Raw genomic sequence first — 23,528 nt, 5'->3', positions numbered from 1 at the left:
GGGGTCTCCCTGTCGCATTTATGACTTGATGGTGGTATCGATCGGAAACGCATGCACCTGAAACGGGCCGTCCGAACTCTTGTCGAATTCGGCGCCCGCCCTCACGCCCGCTTCGGCGATGGCACGTGCGCTCAGATCCTGGTCGTAGAGGGCGTACATGGCGCCGAGCGCGAAGTTGCGCCCCGAACCGATCCCCCAGAACCGATCGAAAACAAACACTTCCCGGTAGGAATACACGCCGTAGATGCCGGTCGGATTCGCGATCACCGACGTGATCTGCGACGATTCGTACGGATCGTCTTCCTCTTCCTTGGTGTTGAGGAAATACTCTTCCTTGAGCTTCTGATGGACGCGGCAGAACGTGCGGAACACTTCGTCGCGCGAATGCAGACGGCACTCATCCGCCATTTCGGAAAGAATGGCGCGCATGACCGGAAAATGCGCAGTCGTGCCTGCCAGGCCGACATAGGAATCGCCCACGAGGAAAACCTTGCGGTTCTCCTCGTAGGACTGCGACAGGCGCGTGTCGCCGAACGTCACGAGTGAGTCGGCGGCAATGGCGATCTCGCCTGCCTTCTTGACGACTACCACGGTGGTCATGATGCCCTCCCTGTCCAGATTCCGAAGCTCGTGCGAGCGCCACCGGCCTGCACTTGCGCGCACGACCGGCGGCGTCCGCCTTTACAGCATCGCGCGGCGGAAATCCTGCAACAGTTGGCCAAGGTAGGCGTTAAAGCGCGCAGCCTCTGCACCGTCGATCACGCGGTGATCGTAGGACAGCGACAGCGGCAGCGTCAGTTGCGGCACGAACTGCTGCTTGCGCTCGTCCCACACCGGCTTCTGATACGAACGCGACAACCCCAGGATGGCCACTTCCGGTGCATTGATGATCGGCGTGAAGGTCGTGCCGCCAATACCGCCCAGCGACGAGATCGAGAAGCAACCGCCTTGCATCTGATCCGGCTTGAGCTTGCCTTCGCGGGCGAGCTTGGCCAGCTCGGACGTCTCGCGAGCGATCTCGAACACCCCCTTCTTGTCGGCATCGCGAACGACCGGCACGACCAGACCGTTCGGCGTGTCGGCAGCGAAACCGATGTGGAAGTACTGCTTGAAGACGAGGTTGTCGCCGTCGAGACTCGCGTTGAACGTCGGGAATTTCTTCAATGCCAACACGCAGGCCTTGATCACGAAGGCGAGCATCGTGACCTTGACGCCGGCCTTTTCGTTTTCCTTGTTCAACTGGACGCGGAAGGCTTCGAGTTCGCCGATGTCCGCTTCGTCATTGTTCGTGACGTGCGGGATCATCACCCAGTTGCGGTGCAGGTTTGCGCCGGAGATCTTCTTGATGCGCGAAAGCGCCTTCGGCTCGACCGGACCGAACTTCGAGAAGTCGATCTTCGGCCACGGCAGCAGATTCAGTTCGCCACCACCCGCCGCTGCAGCGCTGCCCGAGGCCGCCGGACGGTTGCCCGCCAGCACGCTCTTGACGAAGCCGCGCACGTCGTCGACCGTCACACGTCCCTTCGGGCCCGTGCCCTTGACCTGGGTCACGTCGACACCCAGCTCACGGGCGAACTTGCGCACAGACGGGCTTGCGTGGCTGATCGGCTGGCTGCCTTGTGCCACCGCGGGAGCAGCGACTGGCGCAGTTGTCGGAGCAGTGGCCTGGGCAGGCGCGGGCGCCGGTGCGACCGCAGGGGCTGCAGCAGGCGCCGTGCTCTTTGCAGCCGGTGCCGGGGCGGCAGCGGCCTTGCCCGGCACGGCGGCGCCTTCGAGCACGAGGATCATCGAGCCTTCCGACACCTTGTCGCCGACATTGACCTTCAGCTCCTTGACCACGCCCGCGGCGGGGCTCGGCACATCCATCGTCGCCTTGTCCGATTCCAGCGTGACGAGCGACTGCTCGGCCGTGACGGAGTCGCCGACCTTGACCAGCACCTCGATCACGGGCACGTCGTCGTAGCCGCCGATGTCCGGCACCTTCACGTCGATCGTGCCCGTGCCGCCGGCAGCGGCCGGGGCAGCGGCGGGCGCGGGCGCCGCCGGTACTGCTGCGGGTGCCGATGCCTGCGGGGCCGCAGCCGGTGCGGCAGCGCCGTTCGCTTGCGCGCTCGAGCCGTTGGCCGTCTCGAGCGTCAGAATGAGAGATCCCTCGGACACTTCATCGCCGACCTTCAGGTTCATCGCCTTGATGGTACCGGCGGCCGGGCTCGGCACGTCCATCGTGGCCTTGTCCGACTCCAGCGTGATCAGGGCCTGTTCGGCATCGATCTTGTCGCCTTCCTTGACCAGCACTTCGATGACGGGCAAATCCTTGAAGTCACCGATGTCCGGGACTTTCACTTCGATCACTTGACTCATTTTCCACAATCTCCTCGAGGCTGCGCTTGACGTGCAGCGCGCGCCCGTCTGCCGCTGAGGGGCGGCTGACGGGCGCGGCCACCGCACGAAGCGGCCTTTAGACGGTCATCGGGTTGGGTTTGTTCGGGTCCAGGTTGTACTTGGCAATGGCTTCGGCGACCTTGCTTGCCGGCAGCGTGCCTTCGTCGGCCAGCGCCTTTAGCGCAGCGACCGTCACCCAGTTGCGATCCACCTCGAAGAAATGACGCAGCTTCTCACGCGTATCCGAGCGGCCATAGCCGTCGGTGCCGAGCACCACGTAGCGACCGCGCACGAACGGACGAATCTGATCGGCGTACGTACGGATATAGTCGGTCGATGCGATGACCGGGCCACGGGTGTCGTTCAGGCACTTCTCGACGTGCGACAGGCGCGGCGCCTCGGTCGGGTGCAGCAGATTGTGGCGAGCCACATCGTTGCCTTCGCGAGCCAGTTCGGTGAAGCTCGGGCAGCTCCACAGGTCCGATTCGACACCCCAATCGTTCCTGAGCATCTCGGCGGCGGCAAGCACTTCGTTGAAGATCGTGCCCGAACCCAGCAGTTGCACGCGCGGCGCCTTGCTGTTGTCCGTGCCGCGACGGAACGAATACATGCCCTTGAGGATGTCCTGCTCCACACCTTCCGGCATGGCCGGGTGGGCGTAGTTCTCGTTCATCACCGTCAGGTAGTAGTACACGTCTTCCTGCTCCTGCACCATGCGGCGCAGACCATCCTGAACGATCACGGCAAGTTCGTAGGCGAACGTCGGATCGTACGGCAGGCAGTTCGGGATCGAGGACGCCCACAGCAGCGAGTGACCATCTTCGTGCTGGAGACCTTCGCCGTTGAGCGTCGTACGACCGGCGGTCCCCCCGACCAGGAAGCCGCGGGCCCGCATGTCGCCCGCCGCCCAGGCCAGATCACCGATACGCTGGAAGCCGAACATCGAATAGAAGATGTAGAACGGGATCATCGTCTCGCCGTGCGTCGAGTACGACGTTGCGGCGGCGATCCAGTCGCACATGCCGCCGGCTTCGTTGATGCCTTCCTGCAGAATCTGGCCGTTCTCGGATTCCTTGTAGAACATCAGCTGATCCTGATCCTGCGGGATGTAGCGCTGACCCACCTGGCTCCAGATACCGATCTGACGGAACAGACCTTCCATACCGAAGGTACGCGACTCGTCCGGCACGATCGGCACGATACGCTGACCCAGCGTCTTGTCCTTGAGCAGCACGTTGAGAATACGCACGAACGCCATCGTCGTCGAAATCTCACGGCCTTCGGCGGTCGCCTTGAGCAACGCGTCGAACGCGTTGAGCGCGGGCACCGGCAGCGAGGCGGCCTTGGTGCGGCGCTGCGGGAGGTAGCCACCAAGCTCCATGCGGCGAGCGCGCATGTATTCCAGTTCCTTCGAACCTTCCTCGAACTTGAGGTACGGCACGTCGCCAATCTCGTCGTCCGAAATCGGCAGCTTGAACTGGTCGCGGAATTTCTTGAGCGACTCCACCGGCATCTTCTTCTGCTGGTGGGTGATGTTCATGGCCTGACCGGCTTCGCCCATGCCATAGCCCTTGATGGTCTTGGCGAGGATGACGGTCGGCTGTCCCTTGTGCTGCGTTGCCGCCTGGTAAGCGGCGTAAATCTTGTGCGGGTCGTGGCCGCCGCGGTTCAGCGCCCAGATATCCTCGTCGGACCAGTCGGCCACCATGGCCTTGAGCTCGGGCGTGTTGAAGAAATTCTCGCGAACGTAGGCGCCGTCCTTCGACTTGTACGTCTGATACTCGCCGTCCACGCACTCCATCATGCGCTTCATGAGCAGGCCCTTCTTGTCGCGCGCGAGCAGCGAATCCCAGCGGCTGCCCCAGATCACCTTGATCACGTTCCAACCGGCGCCACGGAATTCCGATTCCAGTTCCTGGATGATCTTGCCGTTGCCGCGCACCGGACCGTCCAGGCGCTGCAGGTTGCAGTTGATCACGAACACGAGGTTATCGAGCTGTTCGCGCCCTGCCATGCCGATGGCGCCCAGCGATTCCGGCTCGTCCGTCTCGCCATCGCCGAGGAAGGCCCAGACCTTGCGGCCTTCGGTCTTCACAATGTTGCGCGATTCGAGATACTTCATGAAGCGAGCCTGATAGATCGCCATGATCGGGCCGAGCCCCATCGACACCGTCGGGAACTGCCAGAAGTCCGGCATCAGCCACGGGTGCGGGTACGACGACAGACCGCCGCCGTCCACTTCCTGGCGGAAATTCTCGAGCTGGCTCATTTCGAGGCGGCCGAGAAGGAACGCGCGGCTGTACACGCCCGGCGACGAGTGGCCCTGGACGAAGACGAGATCGCCGCCGTGCTTTTCCGACGGGGCATGCCAGAAGTGGTTGAAGCCGACGTCGTACAGCGTGGCGGCCGAGGCGAACGAAGCGATATGGCCGCCGACGTTCGTGTCCTTGCCGGCGCGCAGCACCATCGCGATCGCATTCCAGCGGGTGTACGAGCGAATCGTGTGCTCGATTTCCTGATCGCCCGGGATACGGGCCTGCTGGTCGACGGGGATGGTGTTGATGTAAGGGGTGTTGGCCGAGAACGGGTGATGTTCGCCATTGATGCGCGCAAACTCGATCAGCTTCTCGAGCAGGTAGTGGGCACGTTCGGGGCCCTCGGCAGCCAGTACGCCTTCGAGCGAGGCCAGCCATTCTTGCGTTTCTTGGGGATCCGCATCCGCAGGGGACACGATCTTCAGGGCTTCTTCAGGTACGGCGGACATGGTGTCTCCTTGTCTGTCGTTAGCGGGTTGGCGTAACAAGTGATACCCGCTTCATGGACGGGCCCACCGGCATTTTTACCGGGGCATTGTACGAAGGTTATTCCCGGCTCCGCAAGCAAAATTTCAGATTACGATAGCAAATTTCATATTACGGAATTCTGTTGCAGTGCACATAAAATCAAGGAGTTGCTGACGCCATCACACCACGGATTCGATGCGTACCGATCGGTATCACGAGTAAATTGAGCGGCCGTCTTACCAAAAACATCGGACGCTTCCGAAAAGCAAGGCACAACGCGGCATGACCGCGGGAAACGGGTCGGCCTGAGCTACAATCTCGGCATGCTTTCGCCACGCCTTGCCAACTCCGCCCCGCCGTCCCGGTCCGCTGCTGCGCCTGCCCGCTCCAATCGCTGGTTGCAAGGGTTCGCGGAGTCGCACTACTACTTGCTGGTGCCGCTCGTCTCCATTGTGATCTTCCTCGTGGTGATGAGTTTGATCCTGTGGAGCCTGAATCGCCGCGAGACGGAGCAGCAGCAGGACACGCTGTATCGGAACGTGGCGTGGGCGCAGCAGCAGGTCCGTCTGAATATGCTGGCCATCCAGGACCAGATCAGTTCCCTTGCGCGCGATACGGCGGCGAAGCCTCAGGACGTGGCCCACTTCCAGAATACGGCGAGCGAGCTGATGCAGAATCATGCGGACATCGTCTTCATGAACTGGCTCGATGCTTCGCAGCGTCCGCGTTGGGCGGTGCCCGCCGATTCGCCGTTCGCCTCGCGCCTGCAGGGCTCGGCGCAGCACCCGATGGAGGACGAACTCCTGGTGGCGTTTCGCGCGGCGCGCGATTCGCGCCGCTCGGCCTACTCCACACTGATCTACGACGCCTCGGGCGCGAGCTATATCGTGGTGCAGGTGCCGGTGCTGCGCGAGCGCGAATTTCTCGGCACGATCAGCGCGGTGTATTCGGTCGAAGGGCTGCTGATCCATGAGTTGCCGCAGGAGCTCGGCGACAAGTTCAAGGTGTCGTTCATCGACACGCACAACAATGAACTGGCGACGACCTCCACGCGTCCACCGCTGCCGCGCGATGTCTCGTACGAGCTGCTCCTCGACCCGCCAGGGCACAGCCTTGCCGTTCGCATCTACTCGTATCCGGCCGTCGGCAACTTCGTCAACAACACGCTGGTCTGGCTGATCGCCGGACTGTCCTGTTTCGTCCTCTGGAGCCTTTGGAGCCTGTGGCGACACACGCGACAGCGATTCGAAGCACAACAGGCGCTGTTCAACGAAACGTCGTTCCGGCGTGCGATGGAGAACTCCATCGTGATCGGCATGCGGGTGCTCGACCTCCAGGGCCACATCACTTATGTGAACCCGGCGTTTTGCCGAATGACCGGCTGGGAGGAGCAGGACCTGATGAACCGCGCGCCGCCCTATCCGTACTGGCCCAAGGACGACATTCACGAAATGCAGCGTCGCATCGACATGACGCTGCGTGGCAAGGCTCCGTCGCATGGCTTCGAAATTCGCGTGCAGCGCAAGGACGGCACCATTTTCTACGCACGCATGTTCGTCTCGCCGCTGGTGGACGCGCACGGACGCCAGACCGGTTGGATGTCGTCGCTGACGGACATCAGCGAACCGAAGCGGGCGCGCGAAGAACTCGCGGCGGCCCACGAGCGTTTCACGACGGTGCTCGAAAGCCTTGACGCCTCGGTGTCCGTGCTCGCCGTGGACAAGGCCGAACTGCTGTTCGCCAACCGCTACTATCGCCAGTTGTTCGGCACGCGCCCGGAAGGCCACCTGGAGTTATCGGGCGGCGGCGAGCTCTCACCCACGTCGCTCGATCACATCGACATGGTCGACGCGTTCGCCGGGCTGCCCGCCGCGTCGCTCACGGATACCTCGGCCGAGACGCAGGAAATCTATCTGCCGACACATCAGAAATGGTTCGAAGTCCGACGCCAGTACATTCAATGGGTGGACGGCCACCTTGCGCAGTTGCAAGTCGCCACGGATATCACGGCGCGCCGCCACGCGGAAGAGCTGGCGCGTCAGGAAGAAGAGCGCTTGCAGTTCACGGGTCGTCTGACGACGATGGGCGAAATGGCCTCGTCGCTCGCGCACGAACTCAACCAGCCGCTCGCCGCGATCAACAATTACTGCATGGGCACGGCCGCCCTCGTGCGGGCCGGCCGCACCTCGCCGGAAACGCTGCTGCCGGCGCTCGAGAAGACGTCGCAGCAAGCCGTTCGCGCCGGCATGATCATCAAGCGCATTCGTGCGTTCGTGAAACGCAGCGAACCGAAACGGCAACCGTCATCGATCTATGAGATCGTGGCGGACGCGGTCGGTCTGGCCGAGCTCGAAGCCCGCAAGCGCCGGATTCGCATCGTGACCGAGTTGCCTGCCGGACTGCCACAGATTTATGTCGATCCGGTGCTGATCGAGCAGGTGCTCGTGAACCTGCTGAAAAACGCTGCCGAAGCCATGCACGGCTACACGCCTGCACCGGGGCAGCGACGCGATCCGACAGTGCGTCTGCACGTGCAGCGGCGCGACAAGTCGGTGGAATTCCACGTCTCGGATCATGGCCCGGGCGTGGATGAAGCGACTATCGAACGGCTGTTTGAACCCTTCTTCAGCACCAAATCGGACGGCATGGGCATGGGCCTGAATATCTGCCGTTCAATCATCGAATCGCACCACGGCCGTCTGTGGGTGGAAAACAATGAAATCGACAGCGTGCGGAATGGTTGTACTTTTTGTATTCTGTTACCGTTAGAAAGCGATACGACATCCGGATCCGGGGGAGGACCATGACGACACCCAACACCAATATCGATCAAGAAACCGTCTTTGTCGTCGATGACGACGAGGCCGCACGCGACTCACTGCGCTGGTTGCTGGAGGCCAATGGCTACCACGTGCGTGTTTTTCCGAGCGCGGAGGAGTTTCTTTCGCACTACAACGGACATCAGGTTGGCTGTCTCATCCTGGACGTGCGTATGCCCGGCATGAGCGGGCTGGAGCTTCAGGAGCAACTGATCGCCCAGAAGATCAACATCCCCATCATCTTCGTGACGGGCCACGGCGACGTGCCGATGGCGGTCGACACGATGAAGAAGGGCGCCATGGACTTCATCGAGAAGCCCTTCGAAGAAGCGGAATTGCGCGGCCAGGTCGAGCGCATGCTCTCCAAGGCCCGCCAGGACGCCAGCAGCCAGCGTGAACAACAAGCGGCCGAGGAACTGCTCTCCAAGCTGACGAGCCGCGAACATCAGGTGCTCGAGCGAATCATCGCCGGCCGCCTCAACAAACAGATTGCCGACGATCTTGGCATCAGTATCAAGACCGTCGAAGCCCACCGCGCCAACATCATGGAGAAGCTCAACGTCAACACCGTTGCCGATTTGCTCCGTCTGGCCCTCTCCAAACGTTCCAGCGGATCGCCCCGCCCCTGAGTGAGGCCCTGGACCCCGCCGCCCTCAAAGCTGACGCCAGGGCCCACGGCACCCGCGCCAATCGCCGGGTGCCGCGCCCTACGCTGACGGCGCACGACGCGGGCCAGTCCCCGCAGAGCGTGGCCCACGAGCCATGACTCGGGACTCGCTCCTGGCCGCCATCGCCTCACTGCCGTAGCAGTCGCCCGTCTCGCTGATAGCGTACAAAGCGCGACCGGGCGGGGGCCGCATTCCCCGTCCCCCGCCTTGCCACCCCTCCCGCCCGATTCGGCGCGCCGTTATAATGTCGTTTTTGCGTCGTCGCGCCTCCGATTGACGCTGCCGTATCCGGCCTCTGCGGGCCAGCCCCCTTCCTTCACACGATATCCACGCAACATGACCGCCACCCTCATCGACGGCAACGCCCTCGCCAAACGCATTCGCGCCGAAGTTGCCACCCGCGCCGCCGCCCTCACCGCTCGCGGCCATCAACCCGGCCTCGCCGTGGTGCTGGTTGGCGACGATCCGGCCAGCCAGGTCTACGTCCGCAACAAGGTCAAGGCTTGCGAAGACAACGGCCTTTATTCGTCGCTCGACCGCTACCCGGCCGACCTGACGGAAAGCGCGTTGCTCGCCCGCATCGATGAGCTCAACCGAGACCCGAAGATCAACGGCATCCTGGTGCAATTGCCCCTGCCCAAGCATATCGACAGCCACAAGGTGCTCGAAGCCATCGCCCCCGAAAAAGACGTCGACGGCTTCCACGTATCGAATGCCGGCGCGCTGATGACGGGCGCGCCGCTGTTCCGTCCCTGCACGCCGTACGGTTGCATGAAGATGCTCGAATCCGTGGAATTTCCGCTGCGCGGTGCGGTGGCTGTCGTGATCGGTGCGTCGAACATCGTCGGCAAACCGATGGCCATGATGCTGCTCCAGGCCGGCGCCACGGTCACTATCTGCAACAGCAAGACGCGCGATCTGGCAGCCCACACGCGTAACGCCGACGTGATCGTCGCCGCCGTGGGCAAGCGTAATATCGTGACGGCGGACATGGTCAAGCCGGGGGCCGCCGTGATCGACGTCGGCATGAATCGCGACGATGAAGGCAAGCTGTGCGGCGACGTCGATTTCAATGGCGTCAAGGACGTCGCCGGCTACATTACGCCCGTGCCGGGTGGCGTGGGTCCCATGACGATCACCATGCTCCTCGTCAACACGATCGAAGCCGCGGAGCGCACGCTCGGGGCCTGAACACCGTCGCAATGCCTTCTGAGCGTATCCCGCTCAATACGGTAACGCGACGCGCGCGCGACGTTCTCACAACCGTCCGTGCGCCGTTGCCACCACCTCCCATATCCCGGCGTGCGAGCGAAATGCCCGCCCCGGGACTCGGATTCTCCCGAAAATTCGGCCTGCGTTACGTGACAACACCCTCGTAAGGATCGGTCCTGGCGCCGCCTCACACGCCGCAAATCCATACGCCACAAGGCCTTTCGCCTCTCTTTCCGTGAGTGGCATCAATCACGCCGGTTGAAAAAAACGACTGGAAAAATCCACAGATTGCCCCCACACTCTTCGTATGCCCCTCCCAGTGGACAACGAACGCATGAATACGCCGCAAACCAATCCTCTGCTCGATACCGAAGGTCTCCCCCGCTTTGCCGACATCCGCCCCGAACATGTGACGCCCGCCGTGGACGTGTTGCTCGAACGCGCGCGCGCAGCGGTCGACCGCGCGGCAGATCCCGCAACACCGGCGACCTGGGCCAATATCCTCGACGCGGTCGAGGATGGCACCGAAGGGCTTGGCCGTGCCTGGGAAATCGTCGGCCATCTGAATGCCGTGGTCGATACGCCGGAGCTGCGTGCCGCCTATAGCGACAATTTGCCCCGCGTAACCGAGTTTTCGGCGAGCGTGGGCCAGAATCTGGCGCTGTTCGAAAAGTACAAGGCCATTGCCGCCGGCCCAGAATTCGCAGGACTCTCGCCAGCCCGCAAGAAGATTCTCGATAACGAAATGCGCGGTTTCCGCCTGGGCGGAGCCGAGCTCCCTGAAGACCAGAAACCGCGCTTTGCCGAGATTCAGGAAGAACAGGCGCGTCTGGCCAAGAACTTCTCGGATCACGTGCTCGACGCGACCAACAAGTTCTCGCTGGTGATCACCGACGAGAAGGAGATCGCCGGCTTGCCCGAAGACGACAAGGCTGCCGCGCGCGCCGCCGCCGAGCGCGACGGCGTCGAAGGGTGGAAATTCACGCTGCACTTCCCGTCGTATTTCCCGGTGCTCCAGTACGCCGACAACCGTGCACTGCGCGAGACCCTCTATCGCGCCAACGTGACCCGTGCCTCCGAACTCGGCCCGGAATTCGGTAACGGCGAGGCCGATTGGGACAACACCGAGATCATCGTCGACCAACTCGCGCTGCGCCGCGAAGAGGCACAGATGCTTGGTTTCAAGAACTACGCGGAAGTGTCGCTCGAGCCCAAGATGGCCGAGTCGCCCGCCCAGGTGCTCGAATTCCTCGAGGACCTCGCTCGCCGCGCGCGCCCCTATGCAGAACAGGATTGGGCCGAGCTGCAAGCCTTCGCCGCGCAGTCGCTGGGCATCGACAAGCTGCAGCCGTGGGACACCGCGTACGCGTCGGAAAAGCTGCGCCAGCAGCGTTACGCGTTCTCGGAGACGGAGGTTCGTCAGTACTTCCCGCTGCCCAAGGTCCTCGACGGTCTGTTCCGCGTGGCAGGCACACTGTTCGGCGTGACGATTCGCCCGCAGGATGCCGAGACGTGGCACCCGGACGTGCGCTTCTATCGCATCGAGCGCGACGGCGAACTGGTCGCCCAGTTCTACATGGATCTGTTTGCCCGCGAAGGCAAGCGCGGCGGCGCGTGGATGGACAGCGCGCGTACACGCAAGCGTCTCCACGACGGCAAGCTGCAGACGCCGGTCGCCTACCTCGTATGCAACTTCCCGGCGCCCGTGGGCGGCAAGCCCGCACTGCTGCCGCACGACGATGTCATTACGCTGTTCCATGAGTTCGGCCACGGCCTGCACCACATGCTCACGCAGGTGGAGGATGCCGGCGTGGCGGGCATCAACGGTGTGGAATGGGATGCCGTCGAACTGCCATCCCAGTTCATGGAGAACTTCTGCTGGGAATGGGACGTGCTCGAGCACATGACCGCGCACGTCGACACCGGTGCGCCGCTGCCGCGGGCGTTGTTCGACAAGATGGTGGCCGCGCGTAACTTCCAGAGTGGCCTGATGATGCTGCGTCAGTTGGTGTTCTCCGACTTCGACATGCATCTGCACTACGATTTCGATCCGCGCGGCAAGGAATCCGTGCTGGCGCTTTCGCGGCGCATCAATGACCGGCTACATGTCACGCCGCAGGCCGAATTCTCGCGCTGGCCGAACACGTTCAGCCATATCTTTGCGGGCGGCTATGCCGCGGGCTATTACAGCTACAAGTGGGCCGAGGTGCTGTCGGCAGACGTGTACGCGGCGTTTGAGGAAGCCGCGAAGGTCAGTGGCTCGGTGCTCGATACGGCGACCGGGGCACGTTATCGCGACGAGATTCTCGCCGTTGGCGGCAGCCGCGAAGCGATGGAATCGTTCATCGCATTCCGGGGTCGTGCACCGCAGGTGGATGCCCTCCTGCGTCATAGCGGGATGTCGGCCAACTAGGCCGTCTGAGGGTGTCCGGGCAATACCGCATCGGTAAGAGGTTGGCGATGGGTTGGCGAGGGTTCGCCGGGCCTCGCCGCCCCGCCAACGGCATGGGCAGGCCGCCGACGGGACATTGACGATCGCCTGTTCATTGCCAAAAGGCGGCCCTGGATGCTCGTTCGAACCTACGCTCTATGCGCCTTCAACTGTCGTCGTCACACCCATTCGGGCGCCACACGTAGGTGTTCGTCTCGCGGTCGAGACAGCGCGCGGCCTGAAAGCGGATCGTACAGCCGTTCTCGTACGTCCGAATGCACTCGCCGTTCACACAACGTGTCCGCATGCGAACAACCTGCCCGGTGGGAATCCTGCATTGCGTCGGAGCCGGCTGGGCGGCCTGCTTTGGCGGCAGACGTTTTCCGGGGCCCTGACCATCGTCGAACCACATCTGGGCGCCGTCGGTAGTGCACTGCCCACCGCGTTGGCAGACGACGAAAGCGTCCTGCAATGCGGCCTCCTCCGTCTCGCCTAGCGCAATACCGACCTCCCCGTTACTCGCGTGGACGACGGCCCAGTAGGCGGGCCCGTTACCCGCCATCAGCACTTCGCATCGCCCTCCCCGGCCGCCAGCGCCCAGTCGGCTTCTGCATCGCTCCAGCGCCGCCAGTTTCGCCTTGGCCATGGACGTCTGATTCGTCGCATAGACTACGCGCACGCCACCTGCCGAGCGCACGCCCGCGACAGCGGACGCAGCATCAGCTTGCCCACAGGCCAGTATCATCAGGCCAACGAAAGTCGTCGACAGAAAGCGCAACCACCTCATAGGAGCGAAGCCAAAACGCGGCGAAAGTCGGAATGGATTCCGCATCAGACCACATCAGGGCCCCGAATGAAGCACCAAGCAAAGGGGAACTTGCCCGTCTTATGGCCTGAAACGTACCGTTGGCAGAACTCCCGGCCGACGCGAAAGCGACGCGGAAACGACACGCAAACTGTCCGGAAACAAAACAGGCGGTGCATCTTTCGATGTCACCGCCTGCTTGCCCAAACATGCGGGTCGCGTCGACGCCTCGCAGCGCCGCCGACCTTCGCGTGCCGCCTATCGCCTCAAGTGCCGCGCTTGATCCACGCTGCCAAATTGTGCGGACGCAGCGTGTCGTACTCCTCGAACGGCTGGTGAATCCAGGGGTTCGTCGGCAGGAAGTCCACGGCATAGTCCGGCGCCACCTTCGAGCATGCCTTGTGCCACAGCACCGCCGAACGCACATCGGACACCTTCGGGAAACGCTCCTTCAGATGCTGTCCGACGCGCTCGAGCGTCACGCCCGAATCGACCAGATCGTCGACCAGCAGCACGCGGCCTTCCAGCTCGCCGCGTGTGATGGTGATGTACTGGGCGATGTCGAGGTCCCCGCGAACGGTGCCTTCGGCTTCCCGATACGAACTCGTCGCCAGAATTGCAAGCGGCACGTCATAGATGCGTGCGAGCTGATCGCCCACACGCAAGCCTCCACGGGCCAGACACAGGATCTTGTCGAACTTCCAGTTGGACTCGTAGACCTTGAGCGCCAGGCGCTCGATCAGTCGATGGTAGTCGTCCCACGAGACCCAGAGGTTCTTATCGTCGTTTTGGGGCAGATTCATGGTGTGCCTTGCCAGTCCCACGGAAATTCAGTTCGTGAACGGATGACGCAGGAGAATCGTCTCCTCACGATCCGGACCGGTCGACACCATGTCGATCGGAATGCCGCTCACCTCTTCAATGCGCTTGAGGTAGTTCTGTGCCTGAACCGGCAACTGATCCCACGACTTCACGCCGAACGTGCTTTGCGTCCAGCCCGGGAAGTCTTCGTAGATCGGCTCGCAACGCGCCACATCCACGGCGCCGCGCGGCAGAATGTCGACCGACTGGCCGTCCACCTTGTAGCCCACGCACAGACGCACGTTCTCGAGACCGTCGAGCACGTCGAGCTTCGTCATGCACAGGCCAGTCACACCGTTGATTTGGATCGAACGCTTGAGCGCGGCGGCATCCATCCAGCCGGTACGGCGCGGACGCCCTGTCACCGAGCCGAACTCCTTGCCGACGGTTGCCAGTTGCAGGCCGATCTTCTCCTGACGTGCGGGGTTGTCCGCATCGTACAGCTCGCTCGGGAAAGGACCCGCGCCCACCCGCGTGCAATAGGCCTTCGTGATGCCCAGGACGTAGTGCAGCTGTTGCGGGCCCACGCCGGCGCCAGCCGATGCGGCACCTGCCACGCAGTTGCTGCTGGTCACGAAAGGATACGTGCCATGATCGATGTCGAGCAGCGTGCCTTGCGCGCCTTCGAACAGCAGATTCTGCCCTTCGCGATTCGCGGCGTACAGCGCTTGCGACACGTCGGTGATCATTGGACGCAGACGATCGGCGTAGCTCAGCATCGTGTCCAGCGTCTTCTGGAAGTCCACGGCCTCGGCGCCCAGATACTGGGTCAGCACGAAGTTGTGATAATCGAGGTTCTCGCGCAGACGAGCGGCAAACGTTTCCGGATCGAACAGATCCTGGACCCGCAGCGCGCGGCGGCCGACCTTGTCTTCATACGCCGGGCCGATACCGCGACCGGTCGTGCCGATCTTGCCTGCACCGCGACGCGCTTCGCGCGCCTGGTCGATGGCAATGTGGTACGGGAGGATCAGGGTACAGGCTTCGGAGATGCGCAGACGACCGCAGACGTTCAGGCCGGCGCTTTCAAGTTCTTCGATTTCCTTGAACAGGGCTTCGGGCGAGAGCACCACGCCGTTGCCGATGTAGCAGGTGACGCCATCATGCATGATGCCCGACGGGATCAGGCGCAGAATCGTCTTCTTGCCACCGATGATGAGCGTATGTCCGGCATTGTGGCCGCCCTGGAAACGCACCACGCCTTGCGCGTGATCGGTCAGCCAATCGACGACCTTACCTTTACCTTCGTCGCCCCATTGGGTTCCAATAACGACGACGTTGCGTCCCTGATTCAAAGCATTGCCGGACATAACAATAGTTGGTTTGGTTAAAAACGTATTCTACCCGTGTTGGCCTGCGCCAGTGCCGCTTTTTTCAGCGCAAGTCACCGTGGCGTCACAACCCACTGGCCATCTTTCTCGACGAGCACCCGGTCTCCGGTGAACTCCTCGAAATCCTGATCGTGGCCCGGCAGCATGCGGATGACGACCTCGCCCGCGTCGCGCAGGCTGTCGATCTTGGCGCGCAGGCCGGGCACATCGTCCGCCGGCGCCAGAATCGCATTGCTGCGCGCTTCCACCGGCGAAATCGCCGCCAGCTCACGCAAATCGAGCGAAAAACCGGTCGCCGGTCGGTCACGACCGAACGCCTGCCCCACCTTGTCGTACCGCCCGCCACGCGCGATGGCATTCGGAATACCGTCGACGTACGCCGCGAACATCACGCCGCTGTGGTACTGGTAGCCGCGTAGATCGGCCAGATCGATCGAGAGGACGGCCGGGCCGTTCTTGCCTTGCGACGCGGCCAGATACGCCAGATCGTCGAGCGCGGCACTCACGCCAGGCAGGTCCGGCAGGGCCTTGCGGGCACGCGCCAGCGTCTCCGAGGGTTCGCCATACAACGTGGTCAAGGTCAGCAGTGCATCGCGCAGATGCGCCGGCAGGTCCTGCGTGAGCGCGTCGATCTGGGGCACATCCTTGGTCGCCAGCGCACCGAACAGCTGGCTCTCGAGGGCTTCCGCCGCGGGCACGCCTTCGATCAACGCTTCGAGCACGCCCGCGTGGCACAGATCGATACGAATCTGCTTGAGGCCGGCCAACTGCAGGCAGAACAGCAGCAACTCCTGGATTTCGAGGTCCGCCTCCAGACCGCTGTGACCAAAAATTTCCGCCCCGATCTGGAACGGCTCACGCGTCGCCAGCAGATTGCGCGGACGCGTAAACAGCACGCTGCCCGCATAGCACAGACGCGTCACGCCCTTGCGGTTGAGCAGGTGGGCGTCAATCCGGGCAATCTGCGGTGTGATGTCGGCGCGCAGCCCCATGGTGCGCCCCGAAAGCTGGTCGACCAGCTTGAACGTGCGCAGGTCGAGGTCATGGCCCGTGCCGGTCAGCAGCGATTCGACGTATTCGAGCATCGGCGGCATGACGAGTTCGTAGCCGTAGGTGCGGAAACGGTCGAGCATGAGCCGGCGCAGATCTTCGATCTTGCGCGCCTCGGACGGCAGCACGTCGGCGATATTTTCGGGGAGTAGCCAGTTCGGCATGGGTATTTCGGTATTCAGACGGCGCGTGGAAGCGCCTTTTAGTGATCGGCCAGCAGCATGAGCATCAGCCCCAGCACGACGGCGGCCAGGCCGAAGAAGCGAATCTGGGCGGACGGCATTTCCGTTATTTTACGAAAACTTTGACGCCACCGGTCCGGGGCGACAAACGGAAACATTCCCTCGACGATCAGCATGAGGGCCAAAGCGAGAATTATCGTGCTGCTGGTCACAGGGGGACTCGGCCAAAATGCCACCGCCCGCGATTGACGCGGGCGGTGGCTGCTACTCGGGTGTCAAAGCGGTTATTTTCCCGCTTTTCCGGCCGACGCGCCAGCGCCGCCCGATCCGCGCATGAATCGGAAGAAATCGCTATTCGGATCGGCAATGATGACGTCCTTCTTGTCGCGGAAGGTCGCCTTGTACGCTTCGAGGCTCTGGTAGAACTGGGCAAACTGCGGATCGCGTCCGAACGCCTGCGCATAAATGCCGGCGGCGGTGGCGTCGCCCTCACCCTTCACCTGCTGTGCCTTGGCGTACGCTTCGGCCACGACCACGTCGCGCTGGCGGTCGGCATCCGCGCGAATCTGCTCGGCCTCGGCAGCGCCGGTCGAGCGCAATTCGTTGGCCACGCGCTTGCGCTCGGCCGCCATGCGGCTGTACACCGAATCGCTGATGCCGGCGGCCAGATCCACCCGACGCATCCGCACATCCACGATCTGGATGCCGACTTGTGCGGCGTCTTCCCCCACCTTCTGCGTAACCCACTGCATCACTTGTTCACGCTGCGTGGAGACCACTTCGGTCACCGTCCGCTTGGTGAATGCTTCCTGCAGGGCCGAGCGAATCTGCTGCGTCAAACGATCCTGCGCCAGACGGTTGTCCCCCTTGAAGCTCACGTAGAACTTGCGCGGATCGACGATGCGCCACTTCACGTACGAGTCGACGATCAGGTTCTTCTTCTCGGCCGTGATGAAGCGCTCCGGCTCGGGGTTGTCGATGGTCATGATGCGCTTGTCCAGATACAGCACGGTCTGGAGCGGCGGCGGGAGCTTGAATTTCAGGCCCGGCTGGTTGTAGACGTCCTTGATCTCGCCCAGCGAGAACACCACGGCATAACGACGCTGATCCACCACGAACATGGTCGAGGCAAGCACGATCAACAGCACGATCAGCGCGACGATAACGGTTCCAATACGGTTCATGCGCTTATCCCCTTAGCGTGAATCGCGGTCGCGGTTGCGCAGTGCCGCGCGCGATCGATCATGGTCGACATCGTTGTTGTCATCAGCGGCAGGCGCCCCCGCGGCCGGTCCCGTGCCCGCGCCGGAGGCGGGGGCCGGGCTCGACGCGTCCGGGCGCGAGCGCTCCATGATCTTGTCCAACGGCAGGTACAACAGGCTGTTGTTCTTCGAATCCACCATGATCTTCGTGGTGCGCGAGTAGATCTGCTGCATCGTATCGAGATACATGCGCTCGCGGATCACGCCCGGTGCCTTGGCATAGGCTTCCTGCACCGACTTGAAGCGATCGGCGTCACCCTGCGCCTGCGACACGACACGCGCCTTGTAAGCGGCCGCCTCTTCGGTCAGACGCGACGCGGTACCCTTGGCACGCGGAATCACGTCGTTGGCATAGGCTTGCGCCTCGTTCTTCGCGCGCTCCAGATCCTGACCGGCCTTCACGGCGTCGTCGAATGCCGCCTGCACCTGCTCGGGCGGCTGCACGCTCTGCATCGTCACGCTCGTGACCAGAATGCCGGTCTTGTAGCTGTCGAGGATGCGCTGGATGGACGTGACCAGTTCGTTGGCAATCTCTTCGCGGCCGGCGTAGAGCACGAAGTCCATCTTGCTCTTGCCGACGATTTCGCGCACCGCCGTCTGCGCGGCCAGATTGACCGACGATTCGGCGTCCACGTTATTGAACAGGAACTCGGTCGCGTCCTTGATGCGGTACTGCACCGCGAAGCGCACGTCGATGATGTTCTCATCGCCGGTGAGCATCGAGGAGTCCTTCAGATCGGTGTCGCGGATGGTGTTCGAACGGCCGATCTCGACCGAACGGATCTGCGACATGTTGACGATCTCGACCGACTGGAACGGATACGGCAAGCGCCATTGAATACCCGAGGTCGTCGTGTATTTGTACTTGCCGAACTGGGTGACGACCCCGACCTGGCCTTCCTGCACGATGAAGACGCCGGTTGCGAGCCAGATCAGGAACGCCAGCGCGATGACCACACCGACGCCGATGCTCGAGCCGCGCGAGTTGCCCGGGATATTGCCCGAGCCACCGTTGCCGCCCCCGCCGTTCTTACGGCCGAAAATGCGGTTCAACCGCCGGTTGAAATCGCGCCACAGTTCGTCGAGATCGGGAGGACCGTCCTGCTGCGGGCCCTGCGGTCCGCGCTGCGGCTCCTTCTGATCCTGCGAATTCGGATTGTTCGCACGATCGGGGCGGTTCGGCTCCTGATTGCCGGACGGCGTATCGCCGCCGCCGTCCCGCCCCCAGCGCGGGTCGTTCAGGGAGAAAATCAAGCCAACTCGTCGCATCAAAGCTCTTGGAAGCATAGGTAGAAGCGTGGTGACTGAAGCGGTCTTGGCGTTGCGACCGGCGCGCCGCACTTCGGAGCGCGCATGTTGCCGGTTCGCGCGTGGTTCCCGAATCTGGTGTGCCGATCGGCGGCCTCGCCCGGCCTCCGTCTAGTCTCTTGCCAGTTCGTCACCCGCGTTGGAGCGCGCTGCCGGCCTTCCCCGTGGCAGCCCGCCCCTCACGGTGCGACGTCTCGTGTTATCTGTCTTCTGCGCGCGGCGCATCGTCCCAACGGTCGACGAGCCGGACATCGGGCGCTTCGTGCTGCGATTGTAACCCAGCAGTGCCGGCGACAACCGCCTCGCTGATGGCCTCCCGCAGCAGGTCCAGACCCTGCCCCGTGCGTGCGCTCAAAAAGACTCGCGTGATACGCCCGGCTTCGTCCCGTTCGATTCTCGGTCCTTGCGCGGCCAGTTCCGGCACCGCGTCGATCTTGTTCCAGACGAGAATCTGCGGAATGTCCGCCGCATCGATCTCCGCCAGAACGGCGTTGACCTCGGCCATCTGTTCCTGGCGCACCTGACTGGAGGCATCCACGACATGCAACAGCATGTCGGCATGCACCGTTTCTTCGAGGGTTGCCCGGAACGCCGCAACCAATTGGTGCGGCAACTCGCGGATGAATCCGACAGTGTCGGACAGCACGATGTTCCCCGCCTCGCCAAGATAAACGCGACGCGACGTGGTATCGAGCGTGGCGAAGAGCTGGTCGGCGGCGTAGGCGTTGGCCTTCGTCATCGCGTTGAACAGCGTGGACTTGCCCGCGTTCGTGTAGCCGACGAGCGAAATCGACATCGTGCCGCTGCGCTGACGCGCGCGCCGTTGCGTGTCGTGCTGACGACGCAGCTTGGCCAATCGCGCCTGCAGCGACTTTACGCGCTCGCCCAGCAGACGCCGGTCGGTTTCGAGCTGCGTCTCGCCCGGTCCGCGCAGACCGATACCGCCCTTCTGACGTTCCAGGTGAGTCCAGGCGCGCACCAGACGCGTGGACAGGTACTGCAACTGCGCCAGTTCGACCTGCAGCTTGCCTTCGTGACTCTTCGCGCGCTGCGCGAAGATATCGAGGATCAGGCTGGTGCGGTCCACGACGCGGCGTTGCAGCAGGTGTTCGAGGTTACGCTGCTGCCCCGGCGTCAGGGCGTGATTGAAGATGACCAGTTCGACGTCGTACTCGGCAATCGCCTCGCGCAGTTCCTCGGCCTTGCCGCTGCCGATGAACAGCTTCGCATCCGGGCTGTGACGGCGACCGGTAATGGTCACGACAGGCTCGGCGCCTGCGGATTGCGTCAAAAGGTCGAGTTCTTGCAGACTGGCTTCGAAATCGAGTTTGCCGAAATCGATGCCGACGAGCGCGGCGTTAGTGGTCAAGCTACGCTGGGGATGGGTATTGGGACTGTTGGACAAGAGCGGGCGATGGGGAAGATAAATTCGCCCGGCCGGAGGAAACTCCCGGTCGGGCGAGCCTGAATCAGGACTGCTCGGCTTCCGGATGGAAATTCACCGGACGCGCAGGCACGACCGTCGAAATGGCATGCTTGTAGACCATTTGGGTGACCGTGTTGCGCAGCAGGACGACATACTGATCGAACGACTCGATGTTTCCCTGCAGCTTGATACCGTTGACCAGATAGATCGAGACGGGAACATGCTCCTTACGCAAGGCGTTCAGAAACGGGTCTTGTAGAAGTTGCCCTTTGTTGCTCATAAGTTACTCCATTGTATTTTTAGCAAATGACCGTACGCCAGGGCGTGTGCGCGCTTCCCACCCTGACTCCCACACTATAGCTGATTTTGCTGGGCTCGCCAGCAAAACCCCGCCCGGGACTGGCTTTCACTCGCCCTTGGCGTAAGGGTTCGCGCTGTTGCGGAACTCTATGCGTAATGGAGTGCCCTTCAACTTAAAAGTTTCGCGGAAACGGTTCTCGAGATAGCGACGGTAGCTGTCGGTCACGCCATCGAGATTATTCCCATGGATGACGATGATCGGCGGATTCGAGCCGCCCTGGTGCGCATAGCGCAGTTTCGGACGCGAGAAGCCGGAACGGCGCGGCTGCTGATGCTCCACGGCCTCGTTCAGGGCGCGCGTGAGCTTCGGCGTCGGCAGTTTGCTCATCGCCGCGGCGAACGCCTCGTCCACCGAGCGCATCAAGGCGCCGATGCCCGTGGCCTTTGCCGCCGAAATGAAGTGGAAGTTGGCGAAACCGAGGAATTTGAGCTTTCGCTCGAGTTCCTGCTTGGTCTGGTCACGTGTGTACTCGTCGAGACCATCCCACTTATTGACGCCGACGACCAACGCACGGCCCGATTCGACGATGAAGCCGGCGATATGGGCGTCCTGATCGGAAATGTCCTGACGCGCATCGAGCATCAGGATCACGACGTTCGCATCGGCGATCGATTGCAGCGTCTTCACGACCGAGAACTTCTCGATCGCTTCGAACACCTTGCCGCGGCGGCGCAGACCGGCCGTATCGATGAGCGTGTAGTTGCGCCCTTGCCGCTCGAAATCGATGTGGATGGAGTCGCGCGTGGTGCCCGGCATGTCGAACGCGATCACGCGCTCTTCGCCGAGCAGCGTGTTGACCAGCGTCGATTTGCCGACGTTCGGACGCCCGACGATGGCGATCTTCACCCGGCCGTCGTTCTGTTCGTCGTCTTCGTTTTCGTCCTGATTGGCATAAAACGGTGCAATCGCTTCGTCGATGACCTCTTTCACGCCATCGCCGTGCGCGGCCGAGATGGCCAGTGGGTCGCCGAGGCCGAGCTCGTAGAAGTCGTTGGCGACCGTGGTGTACTTCATGCCCTCGGCCTTGTTGACCACGAGCATGATCTTGCGACCGGTCTTGCGCAGGTACTCGGCGATGATCTGGTCCTGCGGCGTAAGCCCCTGGCGGCCGTCCACGATATAGATCACCACGTCGGCCTCGACCACGGCCTGGCGCGTCTGCTTGGCCATTTCGTGGAAAATGCCTTCCTTGGCCACGGGTTCGAAGCCGCCGGTATCGATCACCAGATACGGGTGTTCGCCAACGCGCCCCTCGCCGTAGTGACGGTCGCGCGTGAGCCCGGGCATGTCGGCGACGAGGGCGTCGCGCGATCGGGTCAAACGGTTGAATAGCGTCGATTTGCCGACGTTGGGGCGCCCTACGAGCGCGATCACGGGTTTCATGAATAAGCCCTAAAAACGAACACGGCCGGCGCGCTGCCGGCCGTTCCCGGAGTTGCCCGGGTGCTGCCGGTAACCGGTTATTCCGGACGGAAGCCGTAGATGTTGCCGTCGCGCGTCTGCACGACCAGCGTCTGACCGGCGAGTACCGGCTGCGCGCTGATTGCACCGCTGAGTTTGACGCGAGCGAGGAATTCGCCGTTGTCGCGCGACAGGAAATGCAGATAGCCCTGCTTGTCGCCCACCACCACGACGCGGCCGAGCGCCAACGGCGCCGACAGATCGCGGTACTTGAGCTTGTCGTTCTGCCACAGTGTACTGCCATCGGCTGCGCTGAACGCGTACACGGCGCCGTCGGTATTGACCGCCGTCACCACGCGCTCGTCCTGCGACACGCCGTTGGGCGACGAGAACTCGCGCGCCCACAGACCGTTGCCGGTCTGCACATCCGCACAGCCGACACGGCCCTGGAACGTCGCGCCGCAAACCTGACGGCCAAACACGACCGGCGAGCCCGTCACGTCGTTCACGCGCTCCACTTCCGTCACCCCCTTCGGGTACGACAGCGGCGTGACCCACAGCGGGTTGCCGGTGGTGGTGTCGAGCGCCACCAGCTTGCCGCCGGGGAAGCCCGTCACGACCGCGCGATCGCCCACGAACGTCATGCCGGTGCCGGTGCGCAGCGTGAGCGTCGAGACCGGTTGCGAGTAAGACCAGCGCACCGAACCGGTGCCCGAGTCGAACGCCGTCACGCGGTTGTTGATCGCGCGCACCACGACCAGGCCACGGCCGACCAGCGGCGCGGTCAGCACTTCGCTGCCGGCGTTGGCCGTCCATGCCTGCTTGCCGTCGTGATCGAACGCGATCACGTCGCCCTTGTGCGTGGCGACGACGGTCGTCTCGCCGTCGCTGCCGGGGCCTGCCGTGATGTCCGTACCTGCCTTCGCCGACCAGGTCAACGCGCCCGTGGCCGCGTCCACACGAATGATGCTGCCGTTGGCGCCCGCCGCGAAGACGGCGTCGCCCACGGCGACCGGCGCGAAGCTGTAGGCGCCCGCCTTGCCGACGCTCGCCGTCCAGGCCTGCTTGACGGTCAGTGCCTGCTTGATCTCCGTGAGCGGCGTCGGCTCGTGGGCCGGCTTGCTGCCGAAGAGTCCGCAGCCAGCCAGCGTGCCCAGCACCGCCAGCGTCAGCACGGCGCTGCCGGCGCGCTTGAAAATGCCATGGCGCGTCGGGACCGCCTGCTCGGACTGTGACATGGCCATCG

Annotated in this window: 18 protein-coding genes; 4 read left to right on the top strand and 14 right to left on the bottom strand. The window is 63.0% G+C overall.

The window, feature by feature from the left end:
- Window positions 1–18 precede the first annotated feature (18 nt).
- The 3 genes from RO07_RS10400 to aceE all read right to left on the bottom strand — a co-directional run bounded on the left by RO07_RS10400 (window position 19) and on the right by aceE (window position 5,146).
- Entirely contained in the window at window positions 19–600 is a 582-nt protein-coding gene (locus tag RO07_RS10400) for an Ntn hydrolase family protein (protein ID WP_039410475.1), read from the bottom strand.
- Window positions 601–681: 81 nt separating this feature from the next.
- Window positions 682–2,361: a dihydrolipoyllysine-residue acetyltransferase gene (gene aceF / locus RO07_RS10395; RefSeq protein ID WP_039410471.1), complete on the bottom strand. Its 1,680-nt coding sequence runs from the start codon at window positions 2,359–2,361 to the stop codon at window positions 682–684.
- 97 nt (window positions 2,362–2,458) lie between these two features.
- Entirely contained in the window at window positions 2,459–5,146 is a 2,688-nt protein-coding gene (gene aceE, locus RO07_RS10390; RefSeq protein ID WP_039410469.1) for a pyruvate dehydrogenase (acetyl-transferring), homodimeric type, read from the bottom strand.
- Between the two features lie 342 nt (window positions 5,147–5,488).
- On the opposite strand from aceE, the gene RO07_RS10385 reads away from it, so the two are divergent.
- The 4 genes from RO07_RS10385 (at window position 5,489) to RO07_RS10370 (ending at window position 12,277) form a co-directional block, all read left to right on the top strand.
- Complete coding sequence (locus RO07_RS10385; protein ID WP_237171417.1) at window positions 5,489–7,972, top strand: PAS domain-containing sensor histidine kinase; 2,484 nt, start codon at window positions 5,489–5,491, stop codon at window positions 7,970–7,972.
- Entirely contained in the window at window positions 7,969–8,613 is a 645-nt protein-coding gene (locus RO07_RS10380; RefSeq protein ID WP_039410467.1) for a response regulator transcription factor, read from the top strand. Before RO07_RS10385 ends, RO07_RS10380 begins: the two co-directional genes overlap by 4 nt.
- A 375-nt stretch (window positions 8,614–8,988) precedes the next feature.
- On the top strand, window positions 8,989–9,843 hold the full coding sequence (folD, locus tag RO07_RS10375) for a bifunctional methylenetetrahydrofolate dehydrogenase/methenyltetrahydrofolate cyclohydrolase FolD (RefSeq protein WP_039410464.1): 855 nt from the start codon (window positions 8,989–8,991) through the stop codon (window positions 9,841–9,843).
- A 355-nt stretch (window positions 9,844–10,198) separates the two neighbouring features.
- Window positions 10,199–12,277: a M3 family metallopeptidase gene (locus RO07_RS10370; RefSeq protein ID WP_039415016.1), complete on the top strand. Its 2,079-nt coding sequence runs from the start codon at window positions 10,199–10,201 to the stop codon at window positions 12,275–12,277.
- 184 nt (window positions 12,278–12,461) lie between these two features.
- On the opposite strand, the gene RO07_RS10365 is transcribed toward RO07_RS10370, so the two are convergent.
- The 11 genes from RO07_RS10365 to bamB all read right to left on the bottom strand — a co-directional run bounded on the left by RO07_RS10365 (window position 12,462) and on the right by bamB (window position 23,520).
- Window positions 12,462–12,941, bottom strand: a complete 480-nt coding sequence (locus RO07_RS10365; RefSeq protein WP_160118051.1) for a hypothetical protein — start codon at window positions 12,939–12,941, stop codon at window positions 12,462–12,464.
- 425 nt (window positions 12,942–13,366) lie between these two features.
- On the bottom strand, window positions 13,367–13,903 hold the full coding sequence (locus tag RO07_RS10360) for a phosphoribosyltransferase (protein ID WP_039410461.1): 537 nt from the start codon (window positions 13,901–13,903) through the stop codon (window positions 13,367–13,369).
- 27 nt (window positions 13,904–13,930) lie between these two features.
- Window positions 13,931–15,271, bottom strand: coding sequence for an adenylosuccinate synthase (locus RO07_RS10355; protein WP_039410459.1), 1,341 nt, complete (start codon window positions 15,269–15,271; stop codon window positions 13,931–13,933).
- Window positions 15,272–15,345: 74 nt separating this feature from the next.
- The gene (locus tag RO07_RS10350) at window positions 15,346–16,506 is read right to left on the bottom strand and encodes an ATP phosphoribosyltransferase regulatory subunit (RefSeq protein ID WP_039410458.1); all 1,161 of its coding nucleotides are present in this window, start codon (window positions 16,504–16,506) and stop codon (window positions 15,346–15,348) included.
- Window positions 16,507–16,544: 38 nt separating this feature from the next.
- Window positions 16,545–16,700: a DUF2065 domain-containing protein gene (locus RO07_RS10345; RefSeq protein WP_237171455.1), complete on the bottom strand. Its 156-nt coding sequence runs from the start codon at window positions 16,698–16,700 to the stop codon at window positions 16,545–16,547.
- A 108-nt stretch (window positions 16,701–16,808) separates the two neighbouring features.
- Window positions 16,809–17,708 (bottom strand): protease modulator HflC, encoded by a 900-nt coding sequence (gene hflC / locus RO07_RS10340; protein WP_039410454.1) that lies wholly within the window; start codon window positions 17,706–17,708, stop codon window positions 16,809–16,811.
- Window positions 17,709–17,720: 12 nt separating this feature from the next.
- Window positions 17,721–19,073, bottom strand: coding sequence for an FtsH protease activity modulator HflK (hflK, locus tag RO07_RS10335; protein ID WP_039410451.1), 1,353 nt, complete (start codon window positions 19,071–19,073; stop codon window positions 17,721–17,723).
- 220 nt (window positions 19,074–19,293) lie between these two features.
- On the bottom strand, window positions 19,294–20,463 hold the full coding sequence (gene hflX, locus RO07_RS10330; RefSeq protein ID WP_039410449.1) for a GTPase HflX: 1,170 nt from the start codon (window positions 20,461–20,463) through the stop codon (window positions 19,294–19,296).
- A 100-nt stretch (window positions 20,464–20,563) separates the two neighbouring features.
- On the bottom strand, window positions 20,564–20,800 hold the full coding sequence (hfq, locus tag RO07_RS10325) for an RNA chaperone Hfq (protein ID WP_010807283.1): 237 nt from the start codon (window positions 20,798–20,800) through the stop codon (window positions 20,564–20,566).
- Window positions 20,801–20,926: 126 nt separating this feature from the next.
- On the bottom strand, window positions 20,927–22,264 hold the full coding sequence (gene der / locus RO07_RS10320) for a ribosome biogenesis GTPase Der (RefSeq protein ID WP_039410447.1): 1,338 nt from the start codon (window positions 22,262–22,264) through the stop codon (window positions 20,927–20,929).
- Between the two features lie 77 nt (window positions 22,265–22,341).
- A complete protein-coding gene (gene bamB, locus RO07_RS10315; RefSeq protein ID WP_052267562.1) occupies window positions 22,342–23,520 on the bottom strand; it encodes an outer membrane protein assembly factor BamB in 1,179 nt (392 codons plus the stop codon).
- Window positions 23,521–23,528: the final 8 nt, after the last annotated feature.

Source organism: Pandoraea pulmonicola (assembly GCF_000815105.2).
Taxonomy (GTDB): domain Bacteria; phylum Pseudomonadota; class Gammaproteobacteria; order Burkholderiales; family Burkholderiaceae; genus Pandoraea; species Pandoraea pulmonicola.
Note: the sequence above shows the minus strand (reverse complement) of the source record. Positions and strands in the feature narration are given on the sequence as shown.